The sequence below is a fragment of the Enterococcus saccharolyticus subsp. saccharolyticus genome (assembly GCF_029023825.1).
Lineage (GTDB): Bacteria > Bacillota > Bacilli > Lactobacillales > Enterococcaceae > Enterococcus_F > Enterococcus_F saccharolyticus.
Map to the genome: position 1 here is coordinate 2,097,350 of NZ_CP118957.1, position 12,148 is coordinate 2,109,497.

Below are 12,148 nucleotides of genomic sequence, written 5' to 3' on the forward strand. Positions count from 1 at the left end.
CCCTACTTTTTTATTATTTTTTTTATTTTTTTTCTTAATTGATAATTGGTCGCCTGACCGATAATTTTTAAATATGGTAAATTAAGTTCTTTAGATAGTTTATAAACATCCACTACTGTAGAGTTTCCTTTTGTAATCATTCCCAGTACACATCTTTCCATCCTCTCGTTAATAAATTGCACGTACTGTTCCGAAAATCTAGTATTTTCAAGTAATTTAAGCTCCCTAACAACTTTTTCATATCCAAGAGAATGCAAGTATTCATTAGATGTGGATGTCATAATAGAATTAGGACGATATCTTCTTTTAAAAAATGACTCAGAAATATAACCAATATTACTGGCCTTAGCTAAAACAATAGGTGTAAATAATTCGTCTTCATGTAAAATTCCAGGCTCAAATCTTAAATTATTGCTTAAAATAAGGCTAGCTTTATAAAAATATAACCATACAGGAGCATTAAACTTATTATTTTTTTTGCAAAAGTCTTCAATGCTATAAATTGCATGATTATTGAGATCTGTATGGAAGTATGCTTCTTTGTTTATATTTAATGTTTCACCAAACACTGAAGCATCCATTAAAACTAAATCAACTTTTGTTTTTTCACTGAATAAAACTAATTTTTCAATTGCAGTTAATTCTAATAAATCATCTGAATCAAAAAAATAAATATACTTTCCATTACAATAATTTATTCCGGTATTTCTTGCTTCTGACAAGCCTCTATTCTCTTGATGTATTATACGAATTGAAGAGTACTGACTATCATACTTAGCACAAATATCTGAACTATCATCAGTACTTCCATCATTTACAATTATGATTTCTAGATTGTCATACGTTTGATTAATTAAACAATTTAATGCATCTTCTAAATAATCTTCTACATTATAAACAGGTACAACTATTGAAACTAACGGATTCATATTTTTTCCTTTCTAATTAACATTAAATATATAATCTTTTAAATTTATTTTATTAAAAATAGTTCTATAAGGTACTGTATCCATCGATTGAAACTTGACATAAACTATATAGAAAAAAATCAACATAACTAGTAAACTTGCAAATTTTATTAAAGTTGAATATTTCCTTATAAAAGGAAGCATTAATATATTTGGAAATACTATAATTTCAAATATGAAAATTGAATAAAATATTCTATAAGCAGTAGGAATTATAGGAAATAGACATGTAACTAAAAATAAAAGTGTAGAAATCATACCAAAGAAATTCCATTCTTTTTCCTCTTCTTTGGATAAAGGATATATTTTTTTTCTAGAATCAAATATCCAATACACTAAAAAGAAAAATATTCCTAAGATGAAAAAATATTTCCCATCTGAACCTTGCCCGTATCTATTAGTATAAAAATAACGACTATATAATCCTAAAGTTTCTGCAATCGTTAATAGTAAAGGACGGAAAAACTGTTGTAATATTGCAACAATACTGATTAGAAACAATGCAACATTAGGATTAAACCTTTTTCCATATACAAAGTAAACAGGTAAAAATAAAATTGCTGATTTATGAAAATAAAATCCTATAATAATACATATTATAAAAGGAATAATTTTTCTTTTTTTTATAAAATTTAATGAAAGTAAAACGACACTCAAAGCAATTGCTTGTCTCATCATACTTAAACTCAAATTAAAATAACCCGACAACAATAATATAATAATTGACCACATATAATTCTTAGACACCTTATATATGCTTATAAAAATAGGGATTAATATCAATAGATGTGTTAAAATGAAAATGCCTTGGTACATCTCATCACCTATTGGAAAATTAATCCCTAATTTAATAACTAATCTATATAGGGGTTCAACTCTAAAATTTATCCCACTTAATACCTCTGGAATATGTAAATTGGAATACGTCCAATAATCAGTTCCAACTTCATATCTAATTCCTGCAAATACTTCTAATATTAAAAAAATCAATAAAAGGATTATTATATTTCTAAAATTAAAATTTTTTTCTATAGAATATTTTGTATCTATTCTCACAGGATTCTGTTTAATAAATACAGTTAACAGAATACAGCAGCTAAATAAAAGGATATAAATAATCATACGATTAACCTCTCTCATTTCCTTACTAACATATCTTTTTGGGATAAAAGTATATTTTTTATTTCTGATTTTGCCAAACTATCTGTATAAATAATCTTATCAATATATTTATCAAATAACTTCTCTGGAGAGCCTATGATCTTTGCAGGATTTCCTCCAATTATTACATTTCCCTCAGGAAAGCTCTTAGTAACTACAGATCCAGCCGCAACAATAGTTGTATCACCAAGTTTTATTCCAGGAAGAACTACAACGCTATTACCAATAAAACAATTATTTCCAATAACAATATCACCATAAATATTGGCTCTTTTCCCAATCATTTGTGTTAAAGAATTATCATGAGATATAAAAGTCACATTAGTAGAAATAGTCACATTATCTTTTATTTCTAATAAATATGGCTCTGCAATTGAAATTTTAGTGAATGATCTTACATTCCGTCCGATTTTTATTCCTATTTTTCTATAATAATAATTATCAAATTTTATGGTCCAGTTAATATTTTTTAATATATTTTTCGTTATACTTCTTCCTATTAACCAAAATAATTTTATAAACATTTATTTACCTTCCTATTTTTAAATTACCCATTCTACATCTTCTCTAATTATTTTCCCTGGAACTCCTGCAATAATAGTATTAGGTTTGAAATTTTTTGAGTTAGTAATAAGCGAACCATACCCTACAACAACATCATTTGGTAGTAGTGTTCCTTTTAAAATTGTGGATTTTGCTCCTATCCATACATGATTCCCTAAAGAAACTTTTAAATTTTCAGATAAATCTTCACCTTTATATCTAATTATATGCCCATCATAATCTCTAATTTCGCAGTCCCATCCAATTAAAACGTTATTTCCTATCTCAATTTCATTTGTACATGAAATTGAAAAATTTTTATTAGCGCGAAAATTTTCTCCTATAATCACTTTTCCATCAATTATTAGTTTTGCGCCTTTAGAAATAACAATATTTCTATTTAAATTTAATCTACCGTCTTTCTTTAAAATAATTTTTGTTCTACCTAATGAATTAATATTAGGTGATCCGCCAAATCCAATTTTTATTCCAAACGTATTCATAGAAAAAATGTTTATTTGATGTTTATTAGCTTTTATTTTAGTTGTGAAATGTATTAATAAAGGAATCTTTAATCCTTTCATTATTCCACAAAATTTAATTGAATAATATACACTTTTTGGCATGCTAAAAAGAATAGAAATCACTAACACCAATATTTCTTGAAAAGAACGTTTTGTCGTACCCATATTTCCTCCCTGTATTTCATACATTTACTGAATTAAATTCTATAGTAATTTATTTGATTATTATTTTCTTTTTTTATAAAAGTTATAAATATACTGTAATAAAAATCTATAATAACCTATCTTCAATCTATTTCTATATGGTATATATTTTCCAAATTTTTTTATCTCCATAATTCTTTCTTTGATTGTTAGATTAGAATCTTTAGAAACACCATTTCTCACCACTGAAATTAGAAAATCTGAATAGCTAGTGTCTGATATAATATTTTTATATTTATTTATCCAATTATATGAAAACTTCCAGTTAGGATTTTGAGCTACACTTGTAGAACTTATTTTATGATATATAGTCAATGGCTGTTTAATATGAACTACAGGAATAGATTTTTGATAAATTCTCATTATCCAATCCCAATCTTGATGTTTTGGAAGTGTTGGATCAAAAGGGTATTTTAAAAATACATGTTTAGGAGCCATTAATGTTGAAGTCTGTATCCAACCATTCCATCTTCCATTTTTCAATTTAAATAAGTAATCCCCAATATTTTCTCCTAATTTATATTCTTCTCGTGGTAATATATATTTATGATCAGAATTTTTTACATATGTAAATAAAGAAGTGAATGACACAACTTCTTTTTCTTCATACTCCTCTAACTCTTTTATTTGTATATTCAATTTATCATCTAACCATTCATCATCATCATCTAGTAATGCTACCCAGTATTTTGTAGCATTTTGAATACCTATATTTCTAGAAGAAGCACCTCCAACGTTAGGGACATTACTAATAGATTTTATATTAGGATAATGACTTAATATTTCTAATATTTCAGGATTTCCACCATCTACTACTACTATAATTTCCATATCTGAATAATTTTGTTGCAAGCAACTTTTAATAGCTTTTTTTAATTCATTTGGTCTGTTAACAGTAGTAATTATTACACTAACTCCATTAGTATTCAATATTTTCAATTCCTCCATATTAACGATAAAAAATCAATTTATAAACATATTCTTAATTATCAATTCCAAAGAATTATTAAATTTCAAATTATTTGAAATAAAATTATTATTTTTATCAGTAAAATTCATTATTTCCTCTTGTAAATTACCAATGTTCTCTACTAAAATTATATTATAACCATGATTTACAATTTTTTTTGCAAAGTCTAATTGATGATTATTTACATGTTCTTCAAATTCCAAAAATCTTGGAACGACTATAGGTGTTTTCTTTTTTTGTAATACATTTATAAAACTAGCAGGTCCACCATGTGTAATTACTATTTTAGCATTTTCTATATATTCTTCCATCTCATCATATGAAAGAAATTTACTCCATTCACAATATTGAGGCGTATAATCCGAATATCCTACTTGTATATACACTTCATCTTTAATAATATTATTTCCTTTTAATTTATCTACAACTTCTATTAATCTATTAAATTGTTGCTCATGAGTTCCAACAGTTACAAAAATCATCTAAAAAATCCCTTCTAAATTTATAGCTTTAGGATATATTTTTTTCATTTCTTCCCACTGCACAATAAATTGATCTGTAATTGGATAAACAAGTTTCCCCGTCACTGTTGGAGTATCAATTCTATCAAAAACTTCTATATATATTGTTTTAGCTCCAAATAGTTTACCCAGATAAAAGAATGGTACGGCTACTGCAGCTCCTGAAGAAATAATTACATCTGGTTTTTCTTTTTTCAAAATTTTAAATGCTAACCATGTATTTTTTATCAAGTTTTTTACATTACGATTGGTGGGATAGTAGCATGGGTACATCTTCTCGTTTTTTAAAATACTTTGAGCATCTGCCTTATCAAAAGTTACCCAAAATCTCGACTTGTTTTCCCAAAAGGGTTTCAAAAGATACAAATGTGTCAAATGTCCTCCACTTGATCCAACTAAACACACTTTCATTATTATCCATCTACCTTTCTTAATATGCTCCATTAGGTTTAATCATTATGCCAATTGTTTTAAAAATGATTTTAATGTCATTATATAAACTTAAATGTTTTATATAATAGATATCTAGTTCTACCATTTCATCAAAACCTACTTCATTCCGTCCACTCACTTGCCATAATCCTGTACAACCTGGTTTCACTAATAAACGTTGCTTATCATACGTCGTATATTCGGCTACTTCTCTTAATAACGGAGGTCTAGGCCCCACTAAACTCATATCACCTTTTAAAACATTCCAAAGCTGCGGTAATTCATCAATACTTGTTTTACGAATAAATTTTCCTATTTTAGTTACTCGAGGATCATCTTTCATTTTAAACATGGCACCTTCTACTTCATTATGCTTTAATAGTTCTGCCAATTTTGCTTCTGCATCTACACACATTGAACGAAATTTATACATTTTAAATTGATTCTCATTTTTACCCACACGAGTTTGCGAGAAAAAAATTGGTCCTTTAGGTTCTTCTCTTTTCATTAAAATAGCGACAATAAGAAATAACGGTGATAATAGCATTAATCCTACTGAACTTCCTATAATATCTACTAAGCGTTTAATAAAACGATAAAAATATTTTTTCTCAACAACATCTGGATTAATAATACTATCCGTTCTTTTAATTGGTACTTCATCTACTTTACTGGATGATTGAATATTTCCCCCCACTGCTATTCCTCCTAAAACAAACCAAATTTTTTCTTTTTCACTTCTTGATATAATGGGTATGTTACTGGTTCCCCATTTAACAAATCTTTAGTAACTTGTTTCATTTGTATGACTTTTTCTTTCCCAAATTCTTTTTCAATAATTTGATAGGCTTCTTCCATATAAAAAGTTCTTTTCTTAACGCCATGTGCATCCGAAGCAACCATCTGCACCAAATTATGCTTTACCATCTCTATTGCCGTTTTTCGAATTGATTTACCAAACGTCCCCACGATACTTGGTGCGGTCAATTGAGCTAAGCATCCTATTTCTAAAAAGGGAATCAACAAATTAGGATCTTCTCTGAATTTTGCATTTCTTTCAGGATGAACAATCACTGGTATTTTCCCCAGTGCACGCATTTCAAAGAAAATTTGTTCTGTATACGCTGGTATATCCATCGTAGGAAATTCAATCAGTATATATGTATCATCCAAATCTGTGAAGAGGATTTTATTCCGATTGATTTCCTCAATCAAATCCCCTGTGATTCGGACTTCTTGGCCTTCTAGTAAGGTCAAGTTTAAATTGCGTTTATCTAACTCTGTTTGTAATACAGAGACTGAATGAATGACTGAATCTTTAGGATTCTCATATCGTCCATTATTATGATGGGGCGTACATAGAATATGTGTAATTCCTTGACTAATGGCTTTTTCAGCCATGGCAATACTTGCCTCTATATTTTCTGCCCCATCATCGATTCCTGGTAAAATATGACAATGTAAATCAATCATTTCATTCGACTCCTTTAGTTATTAACTAGAATAATAATAATATCCTTGATCTTTGCTTTGTTCAGCACCATTATAAACAACACCTAAAACGCGAGCATTTACTAATTGCAATAATTCTCGAGCTTTTGTGACAGATTCCTTTTTCGTTACGTTTTCACGAACAACTAATAATGTCCCATCAACTTTCGATGCCATAATTTGCGCATCGGTTACCGCTACAATCGGTGGCATATCAAAAATAATAATATCATACAAGTTTCTTGCCTCTTTAATGACTTGATCCATTCGCATTGAGCCTAGTAGCTCTGAAGGGTTAGGTGGTTTTGGACCACTCGTTAATACCGATAAGTTTTCAACACTAGTTTTTTGTGCAGCGTTATCAATTCTTGTACTAGTACTCAAAACTGTACTCAATCCTACTTCATTTGTTAATTGAAAGGTTTTAAAGACTGTCGGTTTCCGCATATCGGCATCTACTAATAAAACTCGTTGTCCTGATTTTGCAAAAACAACTGCTAAATTAGCTGCAGTTGTTGATTTACCTTCACTCGGACCAGATGAAGTCACCACTAAAGTTTGTAACTTACGATCAATTGAAGATGCAAATTGAATGTTGGTACGAATGGTTCGATACTGCTCTGATACTGGTGATGACGGATCTACCAACGTAATTAAACTCACAGGATTCGTTCTATTTTCTTTTCTTTCTTTTCTTGCCATGATGTCCTCCTACACTCGTGAACGGCTACGTCTCGTAGCAGATTCATCATTTTCAATTTTTTTAGCAACCTTTTCAGGCATTTTTTGAGTTGTTGCATTGATTTCTTTTTGTGTCATTTGTGGGACAGTCCCTAAAATAGTTAATTCTAAGTTATCCGTCACAAAACGACTGTCTTTAACGGTACGATCTAATAATTGTAATAAGAAGGCAAAGCCTATACCAACTAATAATCCTAATACCAATCCAATTGCTAAGTTCAATTTATTGTTTGGTGAAACCGGAGTTGAACTAGCTGTTGCTTTTGAAACAATCGTAATTCTATCGACATTTGTTAAAACATCTTTGACTGTTTCTTGGAAAACCTCTGCGGCTGTATTTGCAATATGCTCAGCATCTGTTGCTTTGGGATTGGTTGCTGAAATTGAAAACATTTGCGAATTTTGTGATTGCGTAACTTCAAGTGTTTCTTTAATTTGACTAGGTGTTAAAGAGATAGCATAATCTTTTTCTAATCGTTCTTGAACTTGTAACGCTAACGTATCACCTTCTTTAATAATATCCTTGTACGTATTTAGCATTTGTAAATTATAATTGACATCATTTAAATTTCCATTAGGATTATCATTTTGGGGTAAAGTTACAATTAATTGTGCTCGTGAACTATATTGAGGTGTAATTACAAAAAAAGTAATCGCCCCTGCTAGTCCTACACCAATAAACATACTAACAATTATCAATGCAATATGTTTCTTCAAAACTTCAAAAATTTCTTTTAAACTAATCGTTTCTTCCATCTTTTCTCCACTTTCTATTGATTACTTGGTATTTAATTGTTTCTTCAGTTTGTTTTGAACAGATTGTAATTCTTCATCACTCACACGCTGATAGGATACACCATCTTGCATAAAACCATCACCTTGCATTTGCAGTTGGTCAATTGTGGTAAATGCACTACGATAATCCAAAGCAATTTTTTGCATATCATTAAAGTTCATATCGGTTTTCATATTCCCTTCCATTGCATCTAGAATATTACGATATTGAGTAACACCATCTAAGGTTAGAACTTTTTTAACAACTGCTTCGACAACTGCTCTTTGACGTAGTTGGCGTCCGTAATCGCCACGAGGATCTTCATAACGCATCCGTAAGTAAGTTAAAACACGTTCTCCTTCTAAATGAATTGGTCCAAAGGCATAATGTTCTCCACGACTTTCAAACTCTAAGTCATTATTGACATCGACACCACCCAAAGCATCAACTAACTCTTTAATTCCCATCATATTAATTGAAACATAATGGTCAATTGGAATATCTAGATACTTTTCAACAGTATCCATGGACATTGCAGCTCCACCAAACGCGTAAGCATGGTTGATTTTATCTTGAGTACCATAACCGACAATATCAACATAGGTATCTCGTGGTACACTGACTAATGTCGTTTTATTATCATTGGGATTGACAGTAGCAACCATTAACGTATCGGAACGACCTTGTTCTGTTCGGCCTAAATCGCCAGTATCAATTCCTAAAAGTAACACACTAAATGGTTCCTTTTTATTTAAATCTACTGGTTGTTGACGTTTTTTTGTTTCAGTATTTTTTCGTTCAACGGCTTCATAAGTTTGTTTAATTGAGCCAGATAAGTCAAAATATAATTTTGCTCCAACTCCCGCTGCGATTACAACCAACGCAGCGACAATTGCAAATATTGTTAAAAAGACTTTTTTTCCTCGTGAACTTCGACGACTTCTACGTGACATCTTCATTCCTCCATTATTTACTGAGCCACTGAATCGGTTGTTGGTTGCTCTGAATTTGGTGTTTCAGTGCCCGTTTCAGTTGGTGCTTCAGTTTCGACAGGTGTTGATTCTGTAGTAGGTGTTTCGACTGGTTCAGAACTTGGTGTTGTGTCTGGTGTCTCCACGACGCTTTCACTAGAACTGCCACCATTGTCTACAGGAGGTACATAGCCCCCTTGATTGCCAGTATCAACTGGTGTTTCTGGAAGCCATTGTTCTTCTGAAGACTCAGGAATTGGTTCTTCATATACTGGTTCAGAATGAGTGGATTCTTCCACGACTGGTTCTTCATAGGTTTCAGTCGATACTTCTTCATAGGTTGTTGACTCTTGGACAGCAACCACTAAGTGTGATACTTCTTCAGCTAAAGCAGCAAACTTCTCTTTCAATTTCTCATTACGGATATCTTCAATTTTAGCTAACACATCCATATAATCTTCATACGTCACAATGGCACCGTCTTTTAATAGTTCATCAAAACGTTTTTGTAAGTCATCGGCTGTTTTCACTTGATCAGAAGCACTCTTTAAGTAGTCTTTTACAACTTTACGCCATTTATCATCCGGGAATAAAGAGAGTTTTTCACTAACTTCATCGACTTGCGCTTTTTTCAATTTCTCTTGCATAATCATTTCATCTTTAAATGTAAACCAATCAGAAACTTCTTTGGTAAACAATTTATTCGTTTGATCTTGAATACGTAATTTGTCAGAAACATCGGTCAAATTTTTAGCGATTTCTGATTTTTGTTTTTCTAATTCTTTAATACCATCAGGTAATGAACCTTCTTTAATCTTAAAATCTTCTGCGGTCACGCGAACAGATTCTAAATCGCTTTTAACTTTTGTTACATCAGTTGCTTTGAGCCCTTTTTTCAAAAACTCTTTATTTTTGCTATCATAAAAATCATTGACTTTCTTTTGTAACTCATTTAATTTTGACTTTTCATTTGTGACAGCTGTTTCTGCATAAGAAACGCGCTGTTCATATTGGCGATCGTTGTTCTTCTGATAACCAATATAACAAATTCCCACAGCAGCGGCTGCGACCGCTACCACACCAATTCCTTTCAACAATTTGTTCATTCGTTGACCAACACTCCTTGTAGTAATTTATGATTCAAATTTTCAATTATACTTCGTTTTGTAATAGGCATATATGCCAATTCTACTCCAATTGCCATCTAAATGGAAGAATATTTTTTTCATTTCATTTTCATTAAAAGCTTAAAAAAACAAGAGCATTCCTCTTTTATCCTTGTTTCATCAAGGTTATATCCGTTTTAAAAGACACCTCCTTTTTTCAGAAAAGGTAGTATTTTTACAACAATACAATCATCCTTTAGAGCAAGAATGATTGTATCGCTAAGGTTCTTTATTATTGAAGAATGGTGACTTTGACGTTATGACGTCGGCCCCATTGTCTGCATTCTTCCACTGTTTTGAAGTGTACATCGATGATATTGCCTTTAATAGCACCACCTGTGTCTGCGGCAATGGCGACACCATATCCTTCCACTTCTACTAACGTGCCGAGTGGAATGACACTTGTATCAACAGCAATCGCTTGTGGATTCTGTCTTAAATCTAATCCCGAAGCTGTATAGAAACTCGCACCTGCTTCAGCATACGAATACGCAGTAGATTCCATATAGAGGACCCGACCTGTGGATTGTTTTTCCTCGGGTTGTGTTACGGCTTCTTGCTTTGGTGTTTCTGGTTGTGAGGTTTCTACTTTTTCTACTTTCGGTTCGGATTGTACGGTAGATTGTTCTCCTTCAGCTGATTCTTCGCGTACAACTTTACTACTTGAGGCTTGCGTACTTGTTTCAGATTGAGCTGAGATTGCTGGGCTTTCTTCTGATTCTTTTACTTGTGTTTCCTGTGCTTGAGCTGCTTGTTTTTCTTGTTGTGCTCTTTCTTCGGCTTGACGTGCCTGTTCTTGGTCACGTTTTTCAGTTGCTTTACGCTCAGCTTCGGCCTTTAGACGTTCGTTTTCAACAAACTTACTCTGCGCAACTGATTGTAACGCGTCTTGGTTATCTGTAAGTTGCACTTGTAAGTTGCTAATTTTCGTGTCCAATTCATTGGCTTCGTTCACTAGCGCGTGTTCGCTTGTTTCAAGTTCTTCTTGGGTAGTCATTGCTTTTTCTTCAAGTTCTTGTAGTTTGGCAATTTCTTCATCTAATTCTGCAAGGGCCTCTTTTTCAGCTGTTTGCAATACAGAAATAGCATATACGCCATTGATGAATTCTTGAATACTTGATGCTTGAAGCAACATCATTAATTTATTTTCTGATGCGCGATTCAATTGTAATGTTCGTAGACGATCGGCCACAAGTTGTTTTCTTTGTGCAATTTTTTCTTCAGTTGCTTTCATTTCCTCTTGTGTTTCTACCAATGTCTTCTCATTTTTGGCAATTTTATCTTTGAGATCTTCTACTTCTTGATATGTCTGATTGACATCTTGTAATGCTAACTGTACATCGGCACTAATTGTTTCACTTTGTTGTAGCAGTGCTTCTTCTTTTTTATCCAACGATTCTAGTGACTCAGCACTTACTGTCATCGGCGCTGTAACAGTCATTCCCAACAAACAAGTTGCTAAAAATTTCTTCGCTTTCACGAACTCAACACCTTCCCTATTATTCTTCAACTTTGTCCATTATACAAAAGTAGCCTTCCATGTTTGTTGCAATTCATTTACAGATTATTACAATTCACTGAGAATGCGGATATTTTTGATACATTGGCTTATTTATCAGTGTTAAACAAATGAGAATCATTGATTTGTCAGTGTTTATAATCGTAACACTTCTGTAACATA

14 protein-coding genes are annotated in these 12,148 nt (G+C 31.6%); all 14 read right to left on the reverse strand.

Annotated features, from left to right (window positions below; all coding sequences use genetic code 11):
• Positions 1 to 2 precede the first annotated feature (2 nt).
• The 14 genes from PYW32_RS10730 to PYW32_RS10795 all read right to left on the reverse strand — a co-directional run bounded on the left by PYW32_RS10730 (position 3) and on the right by PYW32_RS10795 (position 11,947).
• Positions 3 to 929 carry a glycosyltransferase gene (locus tag PYW32_RS10730; RefSeq protein WP_016174295.1) on the reverse strand — a complete coding sequence of 309 codons (927 nt, stop codon included), beginning with the start codon at positions 927 to 929 and terminating at the stop codon, positions 3 to 5.
• Positions 930 to 941: 12 nt separating this feature from the next.
• Positions 942 to 2,090, reverse strand: coding sequence for an EpsG family protein (locus PYW32_RS10735; RefSeq protein WP_016174294.1), 1,149 nt, complete (start codon positions 2,088 to 2,090; stop codon positions 942 to 944).
• 14 nt (positions 2,091 to 2,104) lie between these two features.
• Positions 2,105 to 2,653, reverse strand: coding sequence for an acyltransferase (locus PYW32_RS10740; protein WP_016174293.1), 549 nt, complete (start codon positions 2,651 to 2,653; stop codon positions 2,105 to 2,107).
• Positions 2,654 to 2,671: 18 nt separating this feature from the next.
• On the reverse strand, positions 2,672 to 3,361 hold the full coding sequence (locus PYW32_RS10745; RefSeq protein ID WP_016174292.1) for an acyltransferase: 690 nt from the start codon (positions 3,359 to 3,361) through the stop codon (positions 2,672 to 2,674).
• A 60-nt stretch (positions 3,362 to 3,421) separates the two neighbouring features.
• Complete coding sequence (locus PYW32_RS10750; RefSeq protein WP_016174291.1) at positions 3,422 to 4,330, reverse strand: glycosyltransferase family 2 protein; 909 nt, start codon at positions 4,328 to 4,330, stop codon at positions 3,422 to 3,424.
• A gap of 33 nt (positions 4,331 to 4,363) precedes the next feature.
• Positions 4,364 to 4,852: a glycosyltransferase gene (locus PYW32_RS10755; RefSeq protein ID WP_016174290.1), complete on the reverse strand. Its 489-nt coding sequence runs from the start codon at positions 4,850 to 4,852 to the stop codon at positions 4,364 to 4,366.
• Complete coding sequence (pssD, locus tag PYW32_RS10760; RefSeq protein WP_016174289.1) at positions 4,853 to 5,302, reverse strand: PssD/Cps14F family polysaccharide biosynthesis glycosyltransferase; 450 nt, start codon at positions 5,300 to 5,302, stop codon at positions 4,853 to 4,855.
• 19 nt (positions 5,303 to 5,321) lie between these two features.
• Positions 5,322 to 5,975, reverse strand: coding sequence for a sugar transferase (locus PYW32_RS10765; protein WP_275066198.1), 654 nt, complete (start codon positions 5,973 to 5,975; stop codon positions 5,322 to 5,324).
• A 56-nt stretch (positions 5,976 to 6,031) separates the two neighbouring features.
• Positions 6,032 to 6,796 (reverse strand): tyrosine-protein phosphatase, encoded by a 765-nt coding sequence (locus PYW32_RS10770; protein WP_016174287.1) that lies wholly within the window; start codon positions 6,794 to 6,796, stop codon positions 6,032 to 6,034.
• Between the two features lie 21 nt (positions 6,797 to 6,817).
• Positions 6,818 to 7,516 carry a CpsD/CapB family tyrosine-protein kinase gene (locus PYW32_RS10775; RefSeq protein WP_016174286.1) on the reverse strand — a complete coding sequence of 233 codons (699 nt, stop codon included), beginning with the start codon at positions 7,514 to 7,516 and terminating at the stop codon, positions 6,818 to 6,820.
• Between the two features lie 9 nt (positions 7,517 to 7,525).
• Positions 7,526 to 8,311: a YveK family protein gene (locus tag PYW32_RS10780; RefSeq protein WP_016174285.1), complete on the reverse strand. Its 786-nt coding sequence runs from the start codon at positions 8,309 to 8,311 to the stop codon at positions 7,526 to 7,528.
• Between the two features lie 21 nt (positions 8,312 to 8,332).
• Positions 8,333 to 9,283 carry an LCP family glycopolymer transferase gene (locus PYW32_RS10785; RefSeq protein ID WP_016174284.1) on the reverse strand — a complete coding sequence of 317 codons (951 nt, stop codon included), beginning with the start codon at positions 9,281 to 9,283 and terminating at the stop codon, positions 8,333 to 8,335.
• A 17-nt stretch (positions 9,284 to 9,300) separates the two neighbouring features.
• Positions 9,301 to 10,407 carry a hypothetical protein gene (locus tag PYW32_RS10790; protein ID WP_016174283.1) on the reverse strand — a complete coding sequence of 369 codons (1,107 nt, stop codon included), beginning with the start codon at positions 10,405 to 10,407 and terminating at the stop codon, positions 9,301 to 9,303.
• Between the two features lie 292 nt (positions 10,408 to 10,699).
• Positions 10,700 to 11,947: a 3D domain-containing protein gene (locus PYW32_RS10795; RefSeq protein WP_016174282.1), complete on the reverse strand. Its 1,248-nt coding sequence runs from the start codon at positions 11,945 to 11,947 to the stop codon at positions 10,700 to 10,702.
• Positions 11,948 to 12,148 lie beyond the last annotated feature (201 nt).